Annotated in this window: 27 protein-coding genes; 8 read left to right on the top strand and 19 right to left on the bottom strand. The window is 64.5% G+C overall.

Going from position 1 to position 22,527, the window contains the following annotated elements; genetic code table 11:
* From WDU93_RS15070 to mobF, 4 genes are all read right to left on the bottom strand, one after another.
* On the bottom strand, positions 1 to 1,120 hold a 1,120-nt coding region (locus tag WDU93_RS15070), incomplete at its 3' end, for an ATP-binding protein (protein WP_337322059.1).
* Between the two features lie 107 nt (positions 1,121 to 1,227).
* Positions 1,228 to 2,409, bottom strand: coding sequence for a tyrosine-type recombinase/integrase (locus WDU93_RS15065; protein WP_337322058.1), 1,182 nt, complete (start codon positions 2,407 to 2,409; stop codon positions 1,228 to 1,230).
* Positions 2,410 to 2,557: 148 nt separating this feature from the next.
* A complete protein-coding gene (locus WDU93_RS15060) occupies positions 2,558 to 2,911 on the bottom strand; it encodes a sulfate permease (protein WP_337322057.1) in 354 nt (117 codons plus the stop codon).
* Positions 2,912 to 3,077: 166 nt separating this feature from the next.
* Positions 3,078 to 6,608: a MobF family relaxase gene (mobF, locus tag WDU93_RS15055; RefSeq protein WP_337322056.1), complete on the bottom strand. Its 3,531-nt coding sequence runs from the start codon at positions 6,606 to 6,608 to the stop codon at positions 3,078 to 3,080.
* A gap of 165 nt (positions 6,609 to 6,773) precedes the next feature.
* On the opposite strand from mobF, the gene WDU93_RS15050 reads away from it, so the two are divergent.
* The 4 genes from WDU93_RS15050 (at position 6,774) to WDU93_RS15035 (ending at position 8,880) form a co-directional block, all read left to right on the top strand.
* The gene (locus WDU93_RS15050; protein WP_337322055.1) at positions 6,774 to 7,193 is read left to right on the top strand and encodes a thioredoxin family protein; all 420 of its coding nucleotides are present in this window, start codon (positions 6,774 to 6,776) and stop codon (positions 7,191 to 7,193) included.
* A gap of 170 nt (positions 7,194 to 7,363) precedes the next feature.
* Positions 7,364 to 7,747, top strand: coding sequence for a thioredoxin family protein (locus WDU93_RS15045; protein ID WP_337322054.1), 384 nt, complete (start codon positions 7,364 to 7,366; stop codon positions 7,745 to 7,747).
* Positions 7,748 to 8,177: 430 nt separating this feature from the next.
* Positions 8,178 to 8,456 (top strand): hypothetical protein, encoded by a 279-nt coding sequence (locus WDU93_RS15040; protein ID WP_337322053.1) that lies wholly within the window; start codon positions 8,178 to 8,180, stop codon positions 8,454 to 8,456.
* 61 nt (positions 8,457 to 8,517) lie between these two features.
* Positions 8,518 to 8,880 (top strand): hypothetical protein, encoded by a 363-nt coding sequence (locus WDU93_RS15035; protein WP_337322052.1) that lies wholly within the window; start codon positions 8,518 to 8,520, stop codon positions 8,878 to 8,880.
* A gap of 51 nt (positions 8,881 to 8,931) precedes the next feature.
* Here WDU93_RS15035 and msrA (WDU93_RS15030) read toward each other — a convergent pair whose 3' ends face one another.
* The 6 genes from msrA (WDU93_RS15030) to msrB (WDU93_RS15005) form a co-directional block, all read right to left on the bottom strand.
* Positions 8,932 to 9,489, bottom strand: a complete 558-nt coding sequence (gene msrA / locus WDU93_RS15030; protein WP_337322051.1) for a peptide-methionine (S)-S-oxide reductase MsrA — start codon at positions 9,487 to 9,489, stop codon at positions 8,932 to 8,934.
* Positions 9,486 to 9,959, bottom strand: a complete 474-nt coding sequence (msrB, locus tag WDU93_RS15025) for a peptide-methionine (R)-S-oxide reductase MsrB (protein WP_337322063.1) — start codon at positions 9,957 to 9,959, stop codon at positions 9,486 to 9,488. The genes msrA (WDU93_RS15030) and msrB (WDU93_RS15025) overlap by 4 nt, the downstream gene beginning before the upstream one ends.
* A 130-nt stretch (positions 9,960 to 10,089) precedes the next feature.
* Positions 10,090 to 10,548, bottom strand: coding sequence for a carboxymuconolactone decarboxylase family protein (locus WDU93_RS15020; protein ID WP_337322050.1), 459 nt, complete (start codon positions 10,546 to 10,548; stop codon positions 10,090 to 10,092).
* A 51-nt stretch (positions 10,549 to 10,599) separates the two neighbouring features.
* Complete coding sequence (locus tag WDU93_RS15015; RefSeq protein ID WP_337322049.1) at positions 10,600 to 10,998, bottom strand: GNAT family N-acetyltransferase; 399 nt, start codon at positions 10,996 to 10,998, stop codon at positions 10,600 to 10,602.
* Between the two features lie 43 nt (positions 10,999 to 11,041).
* Positions 11,042 to 11,593, bottom strand: coding sequence for a peptide-methionine (S)-S-oxide reductase MsrA (gene msrA / locus WDU93_RS15010; RefSeq protein WP_337322048.1), 552 nt, complete (start codon positions 11,591 to 11,593; stop codon positions 11,042 to 11,044).
* Complete coding sequence (gene msrB, locus WDU93_RS15005; protein ID WP_337322047.1) at positions 11,590 to 12,099, bottom strand: peptide-methionine (R)-S-oxide reductase MsrB; 510 nt, start codon at positions 12,097 to 12,099, stop codon at positions 11,590 to 11,592. The genes msrA (WDU93_RS15010) and msrB (WDU93_RS15005) overlap by 4 nt, the downstream gene beginning before the upstream one ends.
* Before the next feature lie 311 nt (positions 12,100 to 12,410).
* Between msrB (WDU93_RS15005) and WDU93_RS15000 the strand changes: the two genes are divergently transcribed.
* Both WDU93_RS15000 and WDU93_RS14995 read left to right on the top strand, forming a co-directional pair.
* Positions 12,411 to 12,851, top strand: a complete 441-nt coding sequence (locus WDU93_RS15000; RefSeq protein ID WP_337322046.1) for a carboxymuconolactone decarboxylase family protein — start codon at positions 12,411 to 12,413, stop codon at positions 12,849 to 12,851.
* Complete coding sequence (locus tag WDU93_RS14995) at positions 12,848 to 13,297, top strand: VOC family protein (protein ID WP_337322045.1); 450 nt, start codon at positions 12,848 to 12,850, stop codon at positions 13,295 to 13,297. Before WDU93_RS15000 ends, WDU93_RS14995 begins: the two co-directional genes overlap by 4 nt.
* A gap of 177 nt (positions 13,298 to 13,474) precedes the next feature.
* Here the strand turns inward: WDU93_RS14995 and WDU93_RS14990 are convergent, their stop codons facing one another.
* The 9 genes from WDU93_RS14990 to WDU93_RS14950 all read right to left on the bottom strand — a co-directional run bounded on the left by WDU93_RS14990 (position 13,475) and on the right by WDU93_RS14950 (position 20,745).
* Positions 13,475 to 13,891, bottom strand: coding sequence for a zinc-binding dehydrogenase (locus WDU93_RS14990; RefSeq protein ID WP_337322062.1), 417 nt, complete (start codon positions 13,889 to 13,891; stop codon positions 13,475 to 13,477).
* Between the two features lie 2 nt (positions 13,892 to 13,893).
* Positions 13,894 to 14,361 carry an alcohol dehydrogenase catalytic domain-containing protein gene (locus WDU93_RS14985; RefSeq protein WP_337322061.1) on the bottom strand — a complete coding sequence of 156 codons (468 nt, stop codon included), beginning with the start codon at positions 14,359 to 14,361 and terminating at the stop codon, positions 13,894 to 13,896.
* A gap of 187 nt (positions 14,362 to 14,548) precedes the next feature.
* Positions 14,549 to 15,106, bottom strand: coding sequence for a nucleoside/nucleotide kinase family protein (locus WDU93_RS14980; RefSeq protein WP_337322044.1), 558 nt, complete (start codon positions 15,104 to 15,106; stop codon positions 14,549 to 14,551).
* Between the two features lie 148 nt (positions 15,107 to 15,254).
* Complete coding sequence (locus WDU93_RS14975; RefSeq protein ID WP_337322043.1) at positions 15,255 to 16,265, bottom strand: aldo/keto reductase; 1,011 nt, start codon at positions 16,263 to 16,265, stop codon at positions 15,255 to 15,257.
* Positions 16,262 to 17,656, bottom strand: a complete 1,395-nt coding sequence (cysS, locus tag WDU93_RS14970) for a cysteine--tRNA ligase (RefSeq protein ID WP_337322060.1) — start codon at positions 17,654 to 17,656, stop codon at positions 16,262 to 16,264. Before cysS ends, WDU93_RS14975 begins: the two co-directional genes overlap by 4 nt.
* A gap of 49 nt (positions 17,657 to 17,705) precedes the next feature.
* Positions 17,706 to 17,963: a DUF6510 family protein gene (locus tag WDU93_RS14965; RefSeq protein ID WP_337322042.1), complete on the bottom strand. Its 258-nt coding sequence runs from the start codon at positions 17,961 to 17,963 to the stop codon at positions 17,706 to 17,708.
* A complete protein-coding gene (locus WDU93_RS14960) occupies positions 17,960 to 18,694 on the bottom strand; it encodes an FAD-binding oxidoreductase (protein WP_337322041.1) in 735 nt (244 codons plus the stop codon). Before WDU93_RS14960 ends, WDU93_RS14965 begins: the two co-directional genes overlap by 4 nt.
* On the bottom strand, positions 18,691 to 19,284 hold the full coding sequence (locus WDU93_RS14955; protein ID WP_337322040.1) for a molybdopterin-dependent oxidoreductase: 594 nt from the start codon (positions 19,282 to 19,284) through the stop codon (positions 18,691 to 18,693). Before WDU93_RS14955 ends, WDU93_RS14960 begins: the two co-directional genes overlap by 4 nt.
* An 18-nt stretch (positions 19,285 to 19,302) precedes the next feature.
* A complete protein-coding gene (locus WDU93_RS14950) occupies positions 19,303 to 20,745 on the bottom strand; it encodes an MFS transporter (RefSeq protein ID WP_337322039.1) in 1,443 nt (480 codons plus the stop codon).
* Positions 20,746 to 21,072: 327 nt separating this feature from the next.
* Between WDU93_RS14950 and WDU93_RS14945 the strand changes: the two genes are divergently transcribed.
* A complete protein-coding gene (locus WDU93_RS14945; RefSeq protein WP_337322038.1) occupies positions 21,073 to 21,711 on the top strand; it encodes a TetR/AcrR family transcriptional regulator in 639 nt (212 codons plus the stop codon).
* 69 nt (positions 21,712 to 21,780) lie between these two features.
* Positions 21,781 to 22,443, top strand: a complete 663-nt coding sequence (locus tag WDU93_RS14940) for a haloacid dehalogenase type II (RefSeq protein WP_337322037.1) — start codon at positions 21,781 to 21,783, stop codon at positions 22,441 to 22,443.
* The last annotated feature ends 84 nt before the right edge of the window (positions 22,444 to 22,527 follow it).

The raw sequence follows: 22,527 nt of genomic DNA, 5'->3' as shown, positions 1-22,527 counted from the left end.
CCTTGTCCCGCGACGGCTTATCGAGTTGGTTCAGGCGAAGGGCGAGTGTCTCGTCGCTCAGCACCGCCTTCTCAGCTTGCTCCCCTCGGGCTTTGGTTCGCTCCCGGAGGAGTCGACGTGTGAGTGCTTCTCCCCACGCCTTGAAGGCGAGCGTGCTCTCGTCATCCCAGTCGATCTCTTGGCGATCCGTCGAGATGCGGTCCGACTCGTCATCCACTCCCTCGTCGAGGAAGTCGGCTTCGATGACCCCGGTGAGGTACTTCGTACCGTGCTGTCCGCTTGCGGTGCCCTCGACGCCGAAGAAGTATGGCGGAGCCTGCGCGGTCTTACCGTTCACGAGAACCGTGAAGCCTTGAAGCTCAGTGGACAGAACCGTGGATGAAAACCCCGCCCACCAGGTGACCTTGTTGCCGTCGTCGAGGGTGACCTCCCGCTCGCCACTGATTGGCTCACGATGGGTGAGGCTCAAAGTGGGCTGGCGGAGATCTTCGCCGTTGATGGCGATACGCATCTTGCCGACAACGGTTCTGCTGAATCTACGAGCTAGCGCTTGATGGAGACCTACGACATCAGGAGGAGTCTTGTGCTTCAGTGCCTTCATCGAAATCCGCGTGCCGCTGCTATAAGGCAGGTCCGACGGCACGTCGCCGACCGTTCCCAAGAGTTCGAGTTTCTTGCTCTGACCTCCCTCAGCTTTCAGCTTCTTGCCGTCCAGGTCGACCGAGGTCGCGACACCGTCGCGCCAAGTAAGAATGCTCATAGTGCGACCTAGTCCGAAGCCCGCGAGCTTGCCGACTCCCTTACGCCCCATGACGGACCGGCCGGCGGGCGCTTCTTGGCCGTCTGCCCGCCTGTTGCGTCCGATGACAAGGTAGTCCTCATCGACCTGGTCGGCAGACATTCCCATACCGTTGTCGGTGACGGAAATGACGCTCGTCTCGAGGTTGTACGCGGATGCCTGGGGAACTTGGATCTGTACTTCCGTGGCTCCCGCGTCCCACGCGTTGGCAACCAACTCAGCAATTGCGACATCGCGACGCTTGTACATCTGAGTACCGAGATGCTCGAGGGTCCTGCCTAGAACAGTGATCTCGAAGGAGCGCTGGGTCGCTGGGGCCATACGCGTCATCGTAGCGACGGCAACCGCCACCACACGGTCATGGGTCGCGGAGACGCATGGTTTGGCCGGGGAGGCCAGACCATGTCGACTCGAGGAAGGCGTTCTAGTCAGCTCGCTCTCCCGAACGCCCGCTCTGTGAACTCGGCGGTGGCGGGGTTCACGGTTTCGTTGCGGCGAATGTAGTGCTCGCGGGTGATCGCGGGATCACTGTGGCCGAGGAGCTCGGAGGCGAGCTGAAGCCCTCCGACGTCGTTGATCGCGGTGGCGGCGGTGCGGCGGAACCGGTGCGGGGTGACGTCTTCGATGCCGGCCTGGTCCATGACGTCGCGGAGCAGGCGACGGACGCTGTTCGTCGTGTGCGGAGTCCCGACGCGCGTGACGAACAACAGCGTCTCGGGACCGACGAATCGAAGGCTTCGGAGTCGTGCGCGGACGGCGCGCAGCGCGAACCCGGGTAGTGCGACGCGGCGGACCGAGCGTGCTGTCTTCGGATGATCCTGTCGGTGCGTGGGCTTGCCCTTGCGGCTGACGATCGTCCCGGCGATGCGGACCATCGGCACGGGTGCGTCGAGGTCGATGTCGGCGACGCGGATCGCGAGGACTTCGCCGATGCGGGCGGACGTGCCGAGCATGACCTCGACGATCTGACCGAGTTGTCCGTCGGGGCGGGGACCGGCGAGGATGGGCCGCTTCTCCCAGTCGCGGATCGCGGTGCGGATAGCGCTGATCTCGTCCCATGTGAACACATCGGGACTGCGCGTGGGTCTGCGCAGACGCGACACGTGGTCCATGGGATTGCGGGGCAGGATCTCGTGTCGGACGGCGAGTCCGAGGGCGAGGCGCAGGACAACGCGGGCTTGGCGGGCGCGGTTGTAGCTCTGCTTCGCCAGTTGCTTGAGGAAGTAGTCGCAGCGGGCCACTCCGATCTCCCTGAGCGTGACGTCCTGGAAGAACGGGAGGACGAGGGTGCGCATGTTCCGCTCGTACAGTTGCCGGGTTGTGCGGGAGAGGCGGTCTTCGAGTTCCATGTCCTCCAGCCAGTAGTCGACCAGGGCGGTGAACGCGCTGTCGGCGCTCATCCCGGTGAACCCGGGGTGGAACAGCGAACGCTCGGCGAGTTTCTTCTTCAGCTCACGTTCCGCCGCTGGCCTCGTGGCGGCGGTGGATTGGACCTCTCGGCTCTTTCCGTCCCAGTCGCGGTAGCTTGTGCGCGCCGCGTACTGGCCGCTGGGCTGGCGTCGGATGGAGATGGTGCCGTAGGTGCCGATCGGGGTGCGAGGTCTAGCCACGAAGCGTTCGCTCCCCCGTCTTCGCGTGAATGTGAGTCCGGTTTGGTGAGGCTACGAGGCTGTGGCAGCGGCTGCGCAGTTGAGAGGGCATCCCTCCAGTCTGCCGATCATCGATCCTCGCGACTCATGCCTCGATGCTCTGCACGAACTACGCCGCCACTGCATCCGCGGAAGAACGTTGGAGATCACGCTTCGCGCGGCGTTCGTGGTCGCGTGCCCGCGCGAGCAGCAGCAGGCTGATCGGGCCGAAGAGAAGAAACTTCAGCGCGTTCCACAGACACACGGCGAAGACGATGTAGAGCCCCTGCGACCAGCCTCCATTGATGAGCGTGATGCTTACCGCGGCGATGAACAGATAAACGAGACCGAGCCCCATCGCGGGGACTCCCCACTTGAGACCGCGCCGGGTACGAAGCTTATCGAGCAGTATGTTCGTAGGCATCCATCGGCGCAGGAAGGCGCGGGTGCGGACGCTGAGAGTCCAGAGAGTGCGGATAAGCATCAGGGGTCCTCGCTTTCGGGCCAACACGGTTGGCGCGGCGTGGTCCTGAGCTTTGAGGTCCCCGAGGGGTCTGCGTCGCCCGCCGGAACGGGATCGGCCAACGATTGTCCTGCCGCTGCGCCCAGGTTACGCTCGTCGGCCGTCGAGCGGAAGGGAGCGCAGACCGTCAGCGGGCGTCTCGCGAGACACCCCGGTGGAAGGACTGCTCTGCAGCGTCGGGCTGCGCGTCTCGCGCGTTGCGGAGAGCCGCGAGTGCAGTGCGGGCGCGTTCGTAGTCCACGCGTTGCGCGTCGGCGTCCGGAACGGCGCCGAGTGGGTCTTGTCCGGTGACCGCGTACCGGTCGCGGTAGGCGGCGACGACCGTCAACTGCTGGAGGACGTCATCCGTCAGCGGGCGGACGCTGGATGGAAGTGTCAGCGTCGCCCGGGAGCCGCTCTCCCCCGCGGCCCGGCGAGCGAGCGCGACCGCACGTTGCATGATGAGCTCCTCGCGCTCGGCGAGCGCTCGTGCCATCTCGGGTTCCATAGTTCCGCTCGCTCGAGGGATGATGCCGGCGATGAGCTGGCGACGCCGGACCGCCGGAGCGAACCGGCTCGCGACCCTCTGCATTCGGTATCGCAGAAGCGAGCCAAGATCGTCGATGTCCTCCAGGTTTCCGGCCGAGACAACTCGAGGCAACAGGGCGTCCACATCGTGACCCTCGGCGTCGAGGCGCCGCAGTTCGGTGCTGAGGATGCCGTACGCGTCGGTGGCGACGAGCTCATCGATGCTGGTCTCGTCGAGTCCGCCTGCGCGGAGGAGCCCGAGCCATCGGTCGTGTTGCGCGGATTGCGCGATGGTCTCGTACTCGGCGGCGAGCTGTCGGATCGATGTCCATTCGTCCTGCTCCGCGGTGATTGTCTCGCGGGCGGACAGTTCGGCGCCGGTGTGCTGGAGGATCCCGTACAGGACGGAGCGGGCGCTGTTCTGCAGGTCGTCGCGGTGCTGGTGCTGTTCGAGGTGGTGCTGGTCGGTAACGACGTATGCCGTGTTCGCTTCGCGCCCTCGGGTCATCGCGACGTAGAGCGCCTCGCGGGTCATCTCGGGGCTGGCGACGACCGCGTGAGCGGTCTCGACGGTCGCGCCTTGCGCCCGGTGCGCTGTGATCGCGTATCCGAGATCGACGTGATTGGCGACGTAGGCCGCGGGCAGGGTGATCGTGCTGCGCCATCGAGACTTCTCACGCCGGACGGTGACTGAGCCGTCCTCGTGCGCGCCTGTGACGTGCCACCGGTCGTTGTTCTTCACCCAGCCCCGGCGGAGGGCAAGGCGACGGTCGTTCTGTCTGGTGATCACCACATCACCGCTGGATGCGCGAGTGCCGTCGCGCAGGCGCACTCCCCCGTCGGTGACCACTCCCGCGAGGATCCGGTCCGATCGTGCCCGTTCGTTGAGGTCGGTGACCGTCTCGATGGTCTCGGCAATCAGCACCGACACCTTCCCGGCAGTCTGATCCTGCATCCATGCCTGGTAGGCGGCGTCGAGCATCCGGTCATGGTCCCCGCCGGCGACGCGCTCGTGGTCCATGTAGGTGTCGATCACCGCGGTGTCCCCCAGGCGCAGCTGCAGGGAGGCGTACTTCTCCCAGTCGTTGCGGAATCTGCGCACGTCGACGAGCTCCGGTGCGTCATCTCGATCTCGGACGAGCATCCCGAACGCCCCGCCCGCGTCCACGGCCTGTAACTGAGCATGATCGCCAACCAGCAGCACTTTCGCCCCCGCCTCGGCGGCGTGCGCGGTGATGCGGTCCAGCGCGAAGGTGCCGGCCAGCGACGCCTCGTCGATGATCACGAGTTGCCCGGCGCGCAGATCCCAGCGACCACGGTCGTGCTCGTACAACCACTTCGCCGTGTTCTCCGTCTGCACGTCCAGCTCTTCGCCCAGGACCGCTGCTGCCGCCGCCGATGGGGCAAGCCCCACCACCGAGCCCTTGCCGTACTGCGCTTCCCAGGCTCGCCGCAACGCGCGCATCGTGGTGGTCTTGCCCGTGCCGGCGGGGCCGACCAGCACGTCGAGGACACGCCCCGACACCGCGACCTTCCCGATCGCGTCCTGCTGATCCGCACCGAGTGCACGCTGATCGGGCATGCGCGGACGTGCGACCCGAGCTATCAGGTCCAGGTCGACCGTGGGCGCCTCACGTCGAGCCGCGGCCGCTCGAAGGCGGTCTTCGGCGGCGAGGACAGTCTCGGACGAGTACACGGCCGACCCCTTCGGGCGGAACACGCTCGACCCGTCCGCGCGCTGGAACTCGCGCGGGCTGGTGGCCAGCTCGGGCGGCGTCAGCCGCAACGATGCCGCCTGTGCAGCATCGACGATCAACGAGACGACAACATCGCGGTCCGCCGCGGACGCGAACCGATACGGCATCGTCTGGCGCACGGCCTCCGCATGAAGGTTCCAGCGACGCCACGTCGCCCGACGCTGCGCGACCTGCTCAACGACACCCGCACCCAGCTCGCCGACACGGTCCAGCGAGATGTCGTCCGCGCGCAGCAGCGGTTCACTCGTGCCGGTCTCGACGAGGTCTCGCGCCCAGGACACGGCATCCGCGCCGAGCACCTGAGCGGCCTGATCCCGCCACTGCTGGGTCAGGTCATGGAGTGAACGCAGCTCTTTCGGATGCCGTGTCTCCAACGTCGCCTGCTGGCGGATCCGCCACAGCTGCGCCCGGGACGGTTGACGCCCGTGCTTGGCCGCGTACTCCTCGACCAGCCATTGCTTTACCCGCTCGATGTCCTTCGTGCGCGAGGAGAACACATCCATCAGCGACTGCGGCACGCCCGCGATCTCCCACCGGCGCATACGTCCGGCCTCGCGTTCCCGCGCCTCCCAGGACACGGCGAGAAGCCGCGTCAGGTGATCAGAGAGCACAGCGTTGTAGTGCTCCGACAACCCTGTGACGGCGGCATGAAGCGCACGGGAGTCGACAGTGCGCCACTTGCCGTCATGCACGCCCTGCACCCGGTTGGCGATGACGACATGCGTGTGCAACTGCGGATCCGACGCTCGCGAGTCGTAGTGGTCGTAGGCCGCAGCAACAATCCCACGAACCTCGACCTGCGCGACCGCCCCGCGCGGACCCTCCGTCCCGATCCTGGTCATCGCCACGTCGCGCTCGATGATGCCCAGGACGTCCTTCATCGCCTGCTGGTGCGCCTCGGCGATGAGAGCTTGGGTGCCCGCATCGCTGACCGCCCAGAGCGTTGAAACAGACTTGGGTGCGGAGAACGTGAGATCGAAACCAGCCACGGGCGACCCAGTCGGCTTGCGGGCTTCTTCAGCGGTAATCGCCGCGACCTGCGCGGCATGTTCAGCGTCACCAAGGCCCTTCGGTAGCCGGTCGACTCGGCGCTCAACCCGTTGGTCCGCCGTCGCGAACTGTCGGTACGCGCGCCCGAGGATCTCCCCCGTGTCGGGATGCTGTCCGTGCCCGACCAAGCGGCGTAGTTGCTCCTCGGACACCGGGTCGCCCTGCTTGAGCGTGTCCAGTCCGGTCAGGCCGGCTCCGAGCCATTGTCCCGGTGGAGTTCCCACCTCGGCGTAGTACCGCGCGAGCCCTGATGCGGCATCTCGATCCCCATCGCCCGTGACCACGGAGCCGAGCAGATAGCGATACCCATGACCAGCGCTCATCACTCGGATCGAGATGGTCATGCCGGAGAGGTACGAAGGCTGGATCACCGCCGTGAGCCAGGGCGTAACCACGCACCGCTTCGGAGCACCAGCACTCCAGTTGTGCGTACCGTCACCGTACGCGACCATGAGTTGATGGACCCCTGGGTCCACCTATGCGTACCGAGCCCTGAGGACGGCAAACCTATGACGGTCATCGCTCTGGCCAAAGATGACTTTGGACGCGTGGTCACGACGACAGAACTCGTCGTGGTCGACTTCTGGGCGAGCTGGTGCAAACCCTGTCGCGCTTTCGGTGCAATCTATGAACTGTCATCCATCGAGCATTCGGACATCGTGCATGCTCGAGTCGACATAGCGACCGAGTTGTGGGCCGCACAGATCGCCGGTGTGGCCGCCGTCCCAGCTCTCCTAGCCTTTCGCAACGGAACACGTGTTTTCAGCCATACCGGCGCGCTGACCGCTCGATCACTTGCCGCGGTCGTCCGGGGACTGGCCGACCATTGTCGTCAGGAAAGCGACAGTCTTGAGCCCATTCCAAGCAGTGCCGCCGCCGGCAGCGTTCCTGTGGGGCATTCGCATCCGCTGACTCCCGTCGGTGAATGACGTAGGCCGACTTCGTCTACCTTCCAGCCGATGCGGACTCTCGCCCCACCCGTCGACAGCAGTCCACAGCGCGTCGGCACGCCAAGCGATCTTGCGCCGCCCCAAGTCATCGAGGACTATGTAAGAGGACCATGGGGTCCAATCAAGATCACGCTCTGAGAGGACCTGAGATGGCAACGATTGATGTAACAGAAGAGAACTTCCACGAGATCACGGGCGGCGACGGAATCGCGATCCTCGACTTCTGGGCGACCTGGTGCGGGGCGTGCAGAGCGTTCGCCCCGGTGTACGAGGCCGCTTCCGAAGAGCACCCTGACATCGTCTTCGGGAAGGTGGACACTGAGGCCGCAGCTCAGCTGTCGGCGGAGATCGGCATTCGCGCGCTGCCTACCGTGGCCGTCTACCGGGACTCCATCCGTGTGTTCTTCCAGGCCGGTGCATTGCCGAAGCCGGCGCTGGAGGATCTCATCGCTCAGGTGCGGGCGCTGGACATGGAGCAGGTCCGAGCAGAACTCGACAACCACCAGCATGAGCCGGGTCACGTTCACGCGTAGCCGTCGCAACGCTAAGCGAATCGGCGGCGGGCGATCCTCATCGCCCGCCGCCGGCGAAGCGTGCACCCCGAACAGAGCCGTCGGAAAGGGTTCTCGATGACACATGCAGATGGATACATGAGTTTGCGCAGCGTGCGGCTTGCTGGGACGGAGGCTTCGTGCGGCGATTGCGCGAAGCGGTGGCGGGAATCACGCCCCCGTGCGCGCGATGTCTGAGACGAGTTCGCCAGTCCGGGTCGGGGACGACGCAGCAGTCCTCGATCTCGTCCCGCTCGCCTCTGACATGCTCACTCCCCGGGACCTGCGGATGGTGCTGGCGGCGTACCGGATCAGGGGAATGCTCGGTTTTCGGTCCCGGAGGGCGGAAGTCGCACGGATTCGTCAGGAAGTCAGTGACGCGGTGCATGCGGTGCAGCCACGGACAGTGGTGATGGTGTTCGAAGGTGTTGATGGCGCCATGCGGCGACGTGTCGATCGCATCGCGCGGCATGTCACCCGCGACATCAGTGTGGCCGCGACCAACGCGGTCGGCTCCGACACCACGGTGATCGGGCTCGTCGTCATGTCGGGGCGAGAGCGAGACCTCGCCGCAACGTGCGTGCGGCACGTCGCTGTGGAACCGCCTGAGCGGGGCGATGGACTCGTCTTCCATGCTGCCGACCTGCGGCGCGCGAACATCTACGAGCTCATCGAGGAGGCCGTCGTCTGATGAGAACCGCATGGCACACGAAAGCACGCGCCAACGCTGCCCGCGCTGAGAGGAGCCGATCGTGAAGCACGGCGACATCGTCCTCGCCGAAGACATGCCGTACGCGCTGACGAGAGGCGCTTTTCAGTATGAGGACGGATCGACGCAGACATTCGACTCTTCCGGCGGCACCATCTATGTCGAGAACGGACGGCCCACCCGCGGCGAGTGGTACGTGGATGCGGCGGGACGCTTCTGCTCCTTCTGGCCGCCGAGCCACCGCTCCTGTTATGAGGTTCGGTGGATCGTCGAAGACCATCACGTCGCCGGGCTCAGCTTCCGCAACGTATCATATGCCGCCGAGGGGCGGTACGACGCGCCCATCCTCGACGAGCTCGTGATGCACGAACTGCATGTCTGGGCTGACGACGGCGGAGCTCATTAGCCACCGGTGACCGACGGGGAGTGTGCGCTCGAGAGCGCACACTCCCTCTGATCAGGCTGCCGCGTGCTCCGCGCGTGGCGGGAGCACCCAGTCGGCGCGGGGGAAATGGCAGGTGTAGCCGTTCGGGTACCTCTCCAGGTAGTCCTGATGCTCGGGCTCCGCCTCCCAGAATGGACCGGCCGGCTCGATCGTGGTTGCCACGCTCCCGGGCCACAGGCCCGAGGCCTCCACGTCCGCGATGGTGTCGCGGGCGATCTGCTCCTGCTCCGGGGTGACGGGGAAGATCGCCGAGCGGTAGCTCGAGCCGATGTCGTTGCCCTGGCGGTTGACGGTGGTCGGGTCGTGGATCTGGAAGAAGAACGCCAGGATGTCACGGTAGGTGGTCGTCGCGGGGTCGAAGACCAGCTCCAGGGCCTCGGCGTGACCCGGGTGACGGTAGTAGGTGGCGTGGCTGTTCCGACCCCCGGTGTACCCGACGCGGGTCTGCAGCACACCTGGCTGCCTGCGGATGAGGTCCTCCATGCCCCAGAAGCAGCCGCCGGCGAGGACCGCGGTCTCAGTGCCGGGTCTGCGGATTATCTGACCCGTGTCGCGGATACCACTGGTCATGAAGCGTTCTCCTTCGAGGTGTCGGTGGTGTCGAACAGCGAGCGGTACTCGCCGTATCCCTGCGCCTCGAGCTCCGCGATGGGGATGAAGCGGAGCGCGGCGGAGTTCATGCAGTAGCGCAATCCCCCGGCGTCGGCGGGGCCGTCGTCGAAGACGTGCCCGAGATGGCTGTCGGCTCCTGTCGATCGGACCTCGGTACGCTCCATCCAGAGCTTCCGGTCGGTCTTGGTGTGCACGGCGTCCGGCTGGATCGGCCGGGTGAAGCTCGGCCATCCGGTGCCGCTCTCGTACTTGTCGGTGGACGAGAACAGGGGCTGGCCCGAGACCACATCGACATAGATGCCGGGCTCGTGGTTGCTCCAGTACTCGTTTCGGAACGACGGCTCTGTGCCGTCCTCCTGGGTCACGCGGTACTGCATCGGGGTGAGACGGTCGAGCGCCTCGGGACTCTTGCGGTAGTTGCTGGGCACGATTCCTCCGTTCATGCAGCCGCTGGCTTGCGGCGTCATTGGAGACAACGTCAGAAGTGGACCTCTTGGTCCCGTTTGTCTGGGAGTCGGCTGTGACTTCACAACAGGTGGAGGGTGGCCGGTCTCGACGTCAGGACAGGTTCCCGTCGGCATCCCGTGCACGCACGGGATGCTCGCTGAGGATGGAGATCCTGTTGAAGATGTTGATGGTCGTGGCCACCCACTCTGCACTGGCGAAGGTCTCGTCGCCGAGCGCGCTGCGGGCAGCGAGGAGGTCGGCCTTGCTGGCTTCGCTCAGCGGCAGCACGGTTGCTGTCTCCGCGATTGCGAGCAGCGCCGCTTCCCGGTCGCTGAAGAGGGTGGACTCTCGCCATGCCGGGAGGAGGTCCAGCTTCTGCTGCGGCAGGCCCAGCTTTCGGGCCTGCCGGGAGTGGAGGTCGAGGCAGAAAACGCATCCGTTGAGCTGCGAGACGCGGATCTTGATGATCTCACTTTCGGCGGGCGTCAGTCCGTGCTGTCGGGTCTCTGCGGAGATGGCGGTCGCGAAGGTGGTTGCAGCCTTCCACGCATCGGGGAGGGCCTTGTCCATGAATGGGAGTGGGTGTTCTCCAGGATGGGTCATGACGTCCTTTCGGTCGGCTCAGTGCCGCCGCCCGTGCCTGCGCGAATGCGCGTTGCCGGGAAACGTGGGGTCCACGACGTCGGCGTACTCGGGATGGGAGTGGACGAACGCGGTGGCGAACGGGCACGTCAGCGTTACCGTTCGGCCCTGCGTGCGGAGCATGTCGAGGACACCGCCGAGCAGTTCGCCAGCGAGACCCTTGCCCCGGAACTCAGGAAACACGGAGGTGGCGAGCAGGGTGACCCGGTTGCCGGTCTCGGTGTACAAAAGTCCGGCGATGGGGCGGTCGTCGACGCGCAGCTCGTAGACCGACGAGTCTTCATTGTGGGTGATGCTCGCGTGCCCAGTGAGGGAGTCGGCGGTCTGACGCGGCGCAAGTTCCCCGAGCACTTGGTCGGTACCCGTTAGCGGGACCATGGCCTCCTGGCTGCTATCCATATGATCGTCCAGTCTTCCCGCGCTATGCCGGCGCGTCCGCCTGGGTGCGGCTCGGCAGCACCCAGTCCGGGCGTTCGAAGTGGCAGGTGTAGCCGTTCGGGTAGGTGACCAGGTAGTCCTGGTGCTCGGGCTCGGCTTCCCAGAAGGGTCCAGCGGGCTCGATCGTGGTGACGGCTTTTCCCGGCCACAGGCCGGACGCGTCGACGTCGGCGATCGTCTCCCGGGCAATCTGCTCCTGTTGCATCGAGGTCGGAAAGATCGCGGAGCGGTAGCTCGTGCCGTAATCGTTGCCCTGACTGTTGAGGGTCGTGGGGTCGTGGACCTGGAAGAAGTAGGCCAATATGTCGCGATACGTCGTCTGGGTCGGATCGAAGACGATCTCGATGGCCTCGGCGTGCCCGGGGTGATTGCGGTAGGTCGCGTGGTCGTTCTCGCCTCCGGTGTAGCCGACCCGGGTGTCCACCACTCCTGGCTGGTGACGGAACAGGTCCTCCATGCCCCAGAAGCACCCGCCTGCGAGGACCGCCGTCTCGGTGTCGGGGTTGCGGGTGATCTTGCCCGTGTCTTCGCTCATGCCACCGCTCCTGTCGACTCGGCATCGGCGTCGAACAGGGACCGGTACCGGCCGTACCCCTCTTCTTCGAGGGATGAGGCGGGGATGAACCGGAGGGCGGCGGAGTTCATGCAGTACCGGAGCCCACCGGCGTCCTGGGGTCCGTCCGGGAAGACGTGGCCGAGGTGGCTGTCCGCACCGGTCGAGCGCACCTCGATGCGGGGCGTGATCAGCTGGTGGTCGGGTCGAGTGTCCAGGGCTTCGTCATCGATCGGCTTGGTGAAGCTCGGCCAGCCGGTGCCGCTGTCGTACTTGTCGGTCGAGGAGAATAGCGGCTGCCCGGAGACGATGTCGACGTAGATGCCGGGCTCATCGTTCGCCCAGTACTCGTTGTCGTAGGCAGGCTCGGTGCCCTCTTCCTGGGTGATGTGGTGCTGGTGCTCGGTGAGGCGACTGAGCGCCTCCTCGGTCTTGACGTACTCCTTGGCGCTCACGGTGTCCTCCTCGGTGTGGCGTTTGCTGCTCACGATAGGCCATCATGGACCCTAAGGTCCATATATCACTCAGCTCGAAGGCGATTCTTATGGCTCATGATCGCAGACTTACTCACTGTTACGGAGTTTCTTGATGACCCCCTCTCGTTCGAACTCTCGGCTTCGACCTCGGCTTCAGGACTCAGGGGTTCAGGAAGAGCCGGTCGCCCACCCGTCTCAGAATGACGGCGGCGCCAGTGCCTAGGCGCGGCATGAATCGATTCGGCCCGGTGCTTGAGAACGTGAGCTTCCGGAACACCCGGTTCGACCCCAATCAGACACGTTTCGGACGACTGGCGAGCAAGATGGCTGCCGCGTTCGGATACTCCGCGGAGCTGCCCGGTGACCCACGGCTGCTGCAGCTTCTTCGGCTGCGGGTCGCTCAGCTCAACCCATGCTCCTATTGCCTGATACTGCACACCGAGGTTGCGACCAAAATCGGGATTCCCGGAATCGTGATAGCGCATCTGCCGTCGTGGAGGGAAAGCACGATGTTCTCCGCCCGAGAACGGGCAGCCCTGGCGTACGCCGAAGCACTCACCATCTTCAATCAGGAGAAGTTCGCCGCGGCGCACGATGAATTGCGGACCCACTTCACTGAGCGCGACGTCGCAGAGATGGCAGCTGTGATCATCAATATGAACCTGTGGACGCGGCTCAAGCTCGCTCAGGGCGCCGTGCCCATCAACCCCGACATGTCACGAACGGACGACGTGGTGGCACCCGACGCGGACACGCCCGCATGATGCCGCGCATCCGAGATGAGCTCGATCTCAGGATCGTGGGCTTTGCGTTGGCCGTCGAAGACTTGGGAAGAGCCATCGCGTGGTGGAGAGACGTATTGGGTTTCGATCTGATCAGTCGTGCGCGCGTCGACGCCGTGAACGCGGAGGCGGCGATCGTTCGCGGCGCTGGCATCGAGATCGAGTTGCTGGAGGCGCCTGGAAGGTACCGGATCGAGGCACTCTTCGCCGACCCGCCGGAACACCTCCAGCCTGTGGGGAACAAGGCGCTGGTGTTCGAGACAGCCGACCTCGCGGGCCTCACGGCAGAACTCGAGAACAGAGGCGTTACCTTCGTGTGGAAGAGCGTGGATCTCGGTCCGGCGATCGGCGTCGGCACGGCAATCCGGGACGGCGAGGGCAACCTCATCAGCTTCATCCAGAAGATCCCGCAAGTAGCGGGGCAGTGATCCAGCAACGTGCGCGAGGGAAGATCATTGGTCTTTCGGCTGCCAACTCGGGGCGCCGATGCTGCGCCCAGTGCGGACGGCGTGACAACGATCGCGATGACCCTCGAGACACAGGGGCGTGGAGCGAGCGACGCAGTCGCCAGGAACTCGAGCTGAATTGGGCCGGAGTCGAACCCGTCAGGTGGTTCCCCCGAACTCGATGATGGTCTTCCCGCGTGTTTCGCGCGCCTCGAAGGCGTCGAAAGCGCTCCGGAACTGATCGAATCGATAGACCCCGCCGATGTCGGTGCGCAGTTCTCGGGACGCCGCCAGCTCGGCCACGGTACGCAGGTCAGCCGTGCTTGGGCGCAGCCAGACGAACTGGCCTCCGAACTGGTCGCGTGCGCGGGAGTCGGCGATTGATGTGACTCGCCCGTCCTTTGCCATGACCGTCAGCGCGTTGTCGAGGGCCGGTCCTCCGACCAAATCGAGGACGACATCGAAGCCATGGGGTGCGATCGCTCGTGTGGCTTCTTGCAGATCACTCCTGTAGTCGATCGCCATTGCCCCCAGATCCTCAACGTACGTGAGGTTCTTGTGCGACGCAGTGCCCACCACTACGGCGCCCGTTCGCTTCGCGAGCTGAACGGCGAAGGAACCGACACCCCTGCAGCTCCGCTGACGAGGACGCGGTCAGCGGCCTGAAGTTCAGAGCGACGGATGACCTGAAGCGCAGTCTGTGCCGCCAGTGGCAGAGTTGCGGCTTCACGGAAGGTCAGGCCCTCAGGTATGCGGATTGTCGACCGAACAGGCATGTCGACGAATTCGGCGAGGGTTCCGGCGCCGACAAAGTCTTTCATCGCGTGTCCGACGACGGCGTCGTCGATGGCGAACTCCGGCGTATCCGCTCCCAGTTCCACGACCACGCCGGCGACATCGATTCCCGGAACGGCGGGGAAACGGGGGGTCAGGTACTTTCGCTCCAGACCCTCGCGGATCTGCACATCCACGGGGTTCAGGGACACCGCGACGGGTCGGACTAGGACAGAAAGTGGCCCGGGGGTTGCGCGGGGAATCCGGCCCATCGACAAGACATCGACGCCACCGAACCGTTTGTACATCACCGCCCTCATCAAGGGGCTTGTCATCCTTTCCGATCGTCTGAACGTGCAAGGTTGCTTCTCGGGCGACGGGCAGCTTCCGGCCAAGTCGTCCAGGCTTCTCAAGGAGCGGTCCGTGCGTGGAAGCGGACTGCTTGCTCACTCAGAGCCGTTAGCAGGTGTCCGCCCACACGCGGGCGGGCGAGGCCGCGTTGGTGACATCGAAGATTGCGTCTGCGGCAGCCCTTGGGGCGCTGTCTCGGGTGTACTGGACCTGCGCTTCGAGCGACTCGTCCCTGAGGTGCATGTCGCCTTCGAGCCAGACCCCGAAATGCCAGATGCCCCGCAGCTCGGGGCGCAGGAGAAATCGCCCGTCGACGATCAGCATCGCGTCCGCGGGGACCTCAGGAACGGAGGGGTCCACGGCAAGTTTGCTCTCGCGAAACTTCGCCACGATGGCTCGCAGGTGACTGTAGTCCTCGTCGGCACGGTACTTGTCCGGATGGGGAAGAGTGGCGACCGGGATGTCTGATGCCGCCCCGGGGGTCATCCCCAGGCGGAGTACATACCAGGATCTAGAACGCATCGCCGCCGCCAAGGACTCCGCGAACCCGTGGGTCGCTTGTCCATCCGCTCCGTCGATCGCGACGAGAACGCGGCCGCGATGGTAGTGCTGTGTGATCTCACCGACCAGGCTGTCGAAGATCGTGACGGGCTCAGCTGTCGTCATAAGATCAGTATCGGACAGAAACACCGTCCGATACAACACTTTCTGGACCTTTGGGACCAGTTATATCCCTCCTAATGTTTGCGACTAGGGCCAACACCCTCGGTGATGTTTGGACCGCGAGCTCCATGAGCCGATGCGGCTTCATCTGTCAGCTCCATTCACGGTCGGCCCGCTCGGACCAGTATCTGTTCGCGGGAATCATCAAAGCGTCGAGCGCGCTGATGTCTACGCTCGGTGGTCGTGCGGACGCGTTGCTCTCCAACTGAGCGACCGTCACCGCCCCGCTGAGGACGATGTGAACCCAGTCCTGCGCGAGGGCGGCACCGATGGCAAGTGCGTCGGATGTGGTTCCAGCGATGTTCGCGAGGCTATCCATTTCAGGGAATCCGCCCGCCGCGAGACGCCCGTTGGCCATCGCTTCCTTCACGATGACCATCCACCCGCCGGCAGCGGCGACCGTGAGCGAGCGTTGTGCGGATCGTTCGAGGATGTTCCATGTGGTTTGGACGGCGGAGAATGGCGATGCCCGTAGGCTCAGTGCCGCGTCGATGGTGTCCGCTTGATGCGGCCCGCTGGTGGTGAGTCCGATTCGCGTGCCTTGGTCAGCAATGCTTCTGAGACGGTCGAGCAGGGCGGGATCGCTGAGGGCAGAGCTCCCGGGGGTGACGGAGTGGACCAGGTACAGATCGGGGGCTCCCCCGAGAGCGGACTGAGTCTGGGGCCACTGCTTCTCGAGCATGGCGAGGCTGTGGTCCTTGCGCTCATGAACCGTCGCGTTCGGGTCCCATCCGGCGACGTACTCGTATCCCCATTTCGAGCTGACCGTCAGTTGCGCGCGGCGCGTCGGGTGGGCGGCAAGCCATTCGCCGATGAAGTCCTCCGCGCGCCCATAGGAGGGCGCGAGGTCGAAGAACCGGATGCCGAGCCGCCAGGCGGCGTCCAGAACCTCGAACGTTCGGGCACGCATCGCGTCGATCGTCCGATCCGCCGGGGCGCCGAGAGCATCGGATCTGCCGTCGGTGAGGTAGATCGGTCGTCCCAGCGCTGCCAGCCCGAGCCCGATCCTGTCCACGGCCGAGCGGTCGTGCCGCCCCGGTCGCTCGACCGCGCGTGATCGCTTGAGGGGTGGCTGGTCGCCGGCTCGGTTCGGTGAGGTCATGATCTCCTCCAGGATGTGCCCGAGGCGGTGTCGTCAATGGTGATCCCTGCATCAGCGAGTTCCTCGCGGATGCGGTCGGCAGTTTCGAAGTCGCGTGCAGCACGGGCGCGAGTACGGTGCGTGAGCAGCATGTCGAGCACCGCGGCGAATGTCCTCCCGGTGCTGTCAGGGGTGATCGAGTCCCTCGCATCACCGTCGATGCCGAGCACGTTGAGCATGGCCGATACAGACCGGCAGCGGTCTGCGGCCGACGAGAGATCGCCGCGGTCGAGGGCGGCGTTGCCCGCACGTGTGTGATCATGCAAGACGGCGAGTGCGGCGGGAGCGTTCAGGTCGTCGTCGAGCGCGTTCCCGAAGCCTTCGGGAAGAGGACTCGCGGTGGGAACGGGCGCGACGTTGGCGCGTGCTCGACGCTGGAATGAAACGACATGGCTGAGAGCAGCTCCGGCGTCGGTGAGGGCTTGTTCGTGGTAATCCAGCGTTGAGCGGTAGTGCGCGCTCAGCAGATAGTAGCGGAGCGTCGCCGGGCTCACCTGCTGGAGAAGGTCGTGGGTGGAGATGGTGTTGTCGAGCGATTTGGACATCTTCTGCCCGTTCGTGGTCACCAGTCCGTTGTGGACCCAGTATCTGGCGAACTGGTCGCCGGCCGCGACGGACTGCGCAAGCTCGTTCTCGTGATGAGGGAATCGTAGATCGAGGCCGCCGCCATGGATGTCGAACACGGGGCCGAGGTAGCGGCGAGACATCGCGGAACACTGAATGTGCCATCCCGGTCTACCTGCGCCCCACGGTGACGGCCAGGATGCCGATTCCGGCTCAGTCTTCTTGGCGCCTTTCCATAGCGCGAAGTCACGGCTGTCCCGCTTAGCGATGCTCGAGCTCTCATCGATGTCGAGGATCGAATCGGGTCCTTGACGGGTGAGCGAGCCATAGTCGCGCCAGCTGGCGACATCGAAGTAGACATCTCCTGATCCATCAGTCGCGACGTATGCGTGCCCGCGGTGGATCAGGCGCTTAATGAGCAGCTGGCTGTGCTGGATATGACCGGAGGTGCGTGGTTCGTAGCTGGGAGGCAAAATCCCCATGGCCGCGTAGAGGGCACTGAACTCGGTCTCGATACGGTAGGCACGCGCCCACCACGGCTCGTCCGCGGTGGCCAGGGCGAGGACTTTATCGTCGATGTCCGTGACGTTGCGGATCAACGTGACCCTGTAACCCCGGTAGGTGAACCATCGTGTCCACAGGTCGTAGATGAGAGCGCTGCGCAAGTGTCCGATGTGTGGGGAGGACTGAACGGTTGGCCCGCAGACGTAGATGCTGACCTGCCCGTCGCGTGCAGGGATGAAGTCGCGCACAGCACGCACGCGACTGTCGTAGATCTGGATCACGATGCCTCTTCATCCGTCCCAGTCGGATTCCGGCTCATGCTGTCGAGGGAGGTCACGGTCGTGCGATCGTCACGTGGGCGAGGCCGGAGAGATTGATAAGCGCCTTATCCGACTTGCGAACGATGACGGCGAGCAGTTCTTGGCAGCGTTCACATCGCAGGACCGCGCCGGCGGCGGTCAGGAAGGCATGGGCCCGGGCGAGTTCACTGCGGTGGTGGCAGCTTCCGCATTGCCCGATTGCGGTGGTGATCTCGATGCCGAGGATGTCGGCAAAGGTTCCCGCGAGTGCGTTTCCGTCGAGATGAGTCATCCGCTGCCTCCGAAGCGTTCGGTGCGTATTCGTGTGGGGTCGTGGCCGAGTTCGAGAAGCCAGCCGGCGATCGTCTCGACGAATGGTGTCGGGCCGCACAGGAAGATGCGTGGTGTCGCCGAGGCGGGGAAGACGTAGTCGCCTAGCGATTCGTACGTCAGTCGTCCGGGGGGACGCGATGATTCGGGAGGAGATCGGCGGGTGTGAACGATATCGACGGTGGTCTGCGTGAGTTCCGCGAGCTCATTGACGAAGAACACGTCTTGGGGAGTCCGTACCGAGTAGAGCAGCCTGAAATCCGCGTGTTCGGTCTCACGCTCCCTTGCGGCGGCCATCGCGAACAACGGGACCACCCCGGATCCACCGGCGATGAGCTGAACCGGGGACCGGTCGGGTCCTGTGGGGATCCACACGAAGTACTGCCCCAGAGGGCCGTGCACCTCGAGTTCGTCTCCCTCGGCGAGCTGGTGCACGAGGTAAGGCGAGACTTCACCCCCGTGGAGCTCTTCAACGGCGAGTATGACGCGGGTCGTCGGACCTGACGATGCGACTGAGTATGAGCGGGCGGCCCGGTAGCCGTCAGGTGCGGTGAGGCGGATATCGAGGTGGGATCCTGCATGGTTTCCCGGCCAGGTCGGCACGTCCAGTTCGAGGCGGACCGCAGACGCGGTCTCGTGACGTCGGTTGGCGACGCGACCGACGTGCCAGCTCGCGCGGATCAGCGTCGTCACCAGTAGCGTTCCTCTCGCCACGGGTCGCCACGGAGGTGGTAGCCGTTCTGCTCCCAGAATCCGGGTTCGTCGGTGGGCATCATCCGTAGTTCGCGGACCCATTTCGCGCTCTTCCAGAAGTACAGATGGGGTACGAGTAGACGCGCGGGGCCGCCATGCTCAGGGGTCAGAGGCTCGCCGTCGGCCTCGGTGGCGATCCACGCTTGTCCGTCGAGTAAGTCTTCGAGGGGGACGTTGGTCGTGTACCCGCCGTGGCTTCGGGCCATGACGTAGTCGTAGGATGTCTCGACATCTTCGAAGAGTCGATCCAAGGGAACTCCGCGCCAGGCCATATCGAGCTTTGACCAATGGGTGACGCAATGGATATCGGTGATGATGTCTTCCACACCCACGTCCTGGAGCGCATTCCAGTCCCAGTTGTGCTCGGCACCTGTCTCGGTCGTGATCGTCAAGGTCCACTCGTGCGCCCCGACATCGGGAGTGAGACCGGCCGTGAGCACGGGCCAATCGTCGACGAGCGTCTGGCCCGGTGGCAACCGTAAGTCGCTGGCGCCCCGACGACCACCGAACCCGCTATTGATCACTGCCATGGGAGTCTCCTTTGCATGTCATACGCGTCGTGGGACTGCTCGCGTGACGCCGACGGTCACTGGGATGTCCGAGGCGGTGCAGGGCTCAGCCCTGACCGTGGTGTTGCTGAGGGAGCGCGGTTCGACCGCGCTGCGAATCCCGATCCATGACACGAGAGCACCAGCAGTGAGCAAGATCGCCGTGACGATGGCGGCGCGGTGAAACCCGGAGAGATCGATCTGCCCTCCTACGATCACGGCGAGGACAGCGACGATGACAAGACTGGATACGCGGGCAACTGCATTGTTGACCGCCGATGCAGTTCCGGACCTATTGCTGGGCACGGAGCCGAGTACGGCGCTGGTCAGCGGCGAGACGGTGACAGTCAGGCCCGCTCCGAACACGATGACACCCGGCAACACCTGCTGCCAGTAGTTGAAGTCTGCCGACACCGTGAGAAGCAGGAGGGAGCCGAGCGCCATCATGATGGGTCCGACGGTCATGAACACTCGTGCTCCGAAGCGACCGCTGAGCGCTCCGATGCTGGAGCTTCCGAGGATCATGATGATCGTCATCGGCAGCGAAGCCAGCCCGGCAGCGGTGGCGGACAAGCCCACCGATTGCTGGAGGAAGATCGCGAGGACGAAGCCGTTCAGGGAGAGGGCCGCGTAGACGAACGCGGTGGCGAGGTTTCCACTCCAGAAGTTCCTTCTTTTGAACATCTCCAACGGCACGATCGGGGCTGAGCCGTATCGCTGCCGCACGATGAAGGCGAGAAACAGCGTGCCGCCAGCTAGGAGGCAAGTCAGAACGAGGGGGTTGTCCCACCCTTGATTGGGGCCCTCGATCAGAGCCGTCACGAGTCCGCCGAGGCCAAGAGCACAGAGTGCGGCGCCGAGAATGTCGACTCGCCCTCGTTGGGGCTCATCGTGCAGCCTCACCTTCAGGATCAGGAGCAACACGATCGCGATCGGCAGCAGGTTGGCCACGAATGCCCAGCGCCAAGACAGGAAGTCGGAGAGTAGTCCACCCACGACGGGCCCGATGATGGAGGCCATACTCGTGGCCGCAGTCCAGACTCCAATCGCCCGAGCCTGGGCAGCGTCGCGGAAGGTCGACGTGATCAACGCCAGCGAACTCGGCACGAGGAAGGCACCCGCCGCTCCCTGCAGCGCCCGGAAAGCAATCATGAGTTCCGCCGTCGGCGCGAGAGCGATTGCTGTAGAGGCGATCGCGAACCCGATGAGACCGATGCGAAGAACCAGGCCACGACCCAGCACGTCACTGACCGAGCCGGCAACGAGGATCAGTGAGCCGAGCGTCACGAGGTAGGCGTTGATCATCCACTGCTGTCCTGGTAACCCCCCGCCCAGCTCCTCAGTGATTCTGGGCAGCGCGACCGTGATGACCGTGTTGTTCATGAACGCGACGAAGGATGCCCCTACCGCGATCGACAGGATGAGACGTTCATCGCGAGCCACTCCAACACCATACGCCCGGCACAAGCGGACTCAGTAGTCCAATCTCTGATTTCGCGAGAATAAGAGTCGGCGCACCCACGACAGTATTTTTCGTTGCTCCTGTTCGATGTGGAGGGTGTACGATCAACCCAAAAGGACTCGCGGGTCCACCTAATGGCGGTCGAAGCAGACCCAGAGAGGAGCCGGTCAAGGCGGATCGCAAGCTGCCCAGAGAAGTAGGAACGTGGGATTCTTGGCATGCCCGCGCGTCAACCACGTTGCGTGGACACGTCGATCACAGGACGAAGGCTGTGCTGTCCGGCGAGTCGGGAAGGCTAACCTGGAGGCGTGAGTAACAGCGGCGACGGCACGAGTGCGCGCCGTTTGACGTCACGCGGCGCCGCCACGAAGGCAAGAATCGTCGAGGCAGCCAACCAACTGATGTTCGAACGGGGCGTCGCTTTGACGACCCTCGCTGACGTTCGCACGGCAAGCGCGACGTCGAAGTTCCAGCTCTATCAACACTTCGCGGATAAGAACGCATTAGTGAGGGAAGTCATCGAATTTCGAGCCGAGGCATTGCTCGCCCAGCAGCGCCGTCGCCTGGAGAAGGTGGACTCTCTTCGCGGGCTCGAACTGTGGCGCGATGAAATGGTGGAGCGCAACGCATTGCGGGACGGCGCCTACGGTTGCCCGCTCGGGTCCATCGCGAACGAGATCGCAGACCATGACGAGGATACCCGTCGGATCATCGCGAATCACTTCGATGAGTGGCTGCAAATCATCGTTGACACGATCGACCGGTTGCAGACTCGTGGCGTTCTGCGGGAAGACGCGGACCCTCGCGCACTTGCCAGTGGGCTGCTGGCCGCGCTGCAGGGAGGGTACCTGCTTGCGAAAACGTCCCGTGATGTAAATCTCATGAGAGTCGCGGTAGACATGGCGATCGCGCAGATCCGCGCGTTTTCCAACGCGTCTGACGACTAGAACTAGTTCGAGCGTTTGCCGGTCGCCTCACCGTGCGCATGACTCCTGACACGCAGAGGATGACCCATCGTGATCGTGGCATTCGACGTCAACGAGACCCTTCTCGATCTCAGCGTGCTGGATGAGCCATTCAGAGAAGCCTTTGGTTCCGATGCGGTGCGTCGCGCATGGTTCGCTCAAATGTTGCAGTTGTCATTCGTGGGCGGCCTGACCGGAGCGTATGTCAGCTTTACCCAAGCGCAAGAGGCCGCACTCTCGATGATTGCCTCGCAGCACGGCCTTGACCTCACTCCCGCCGACGCCAAGACGATGGTCGATCGGATGACCCGTCTTCCCAGCCATCCGGAGGTGCCCGCGGCGCTGCAACGCCTGCGACAGGCAGGCGCGACCGTCGTTGCACTCGCCAACTCCACCGAGCAGGTCGTCCAGGCTCAGCTCGGTTTCGCCGGCCTCACCCAGCATTTTGATGCGGTCTATTCGGCCGACTCTATCCGTCAGCTCAAGCCGGCTCCCGCCGCGTATGCAATGGTCGCGGAGAATCTGGGAGCATCCATGGCTGACATCTGGCTCGTGGCCGCTCACTCCTGGGATATCAGCGGCGCACTCGCCGCAGGCTGCTCCGCAGCGTTCGTCGCCCGCTCGGGAGCGGTTCTTTCCCCCTTGGGCCCACAACCCGCCATAACCGCATCCGACCTGAACGAGGTCGCGCGTGAGCTGCTGAATCGGACATGAGGATCCAGACTCTGATCGCTCGCCGCTCCCCCACCCTTGAAGTGCCGGCTCTGTGGCACCATGACCAGGGTTCAAGCGCCTAGG

Source organism: Microbacterium istanbulense (assembly GCF_037204145.1).
Taxonomy (GTDB): Bacteria; Actinomycetota; Actinomycetes; order Actinomycetales; family Microbacteriaceae; genus Microbacterium; species Microbacterium istanbulense.
Note: the sequence above shows the minus strand (reverse complement) of the source record. Positions and strands in the feature narration are given on the sequence as shown.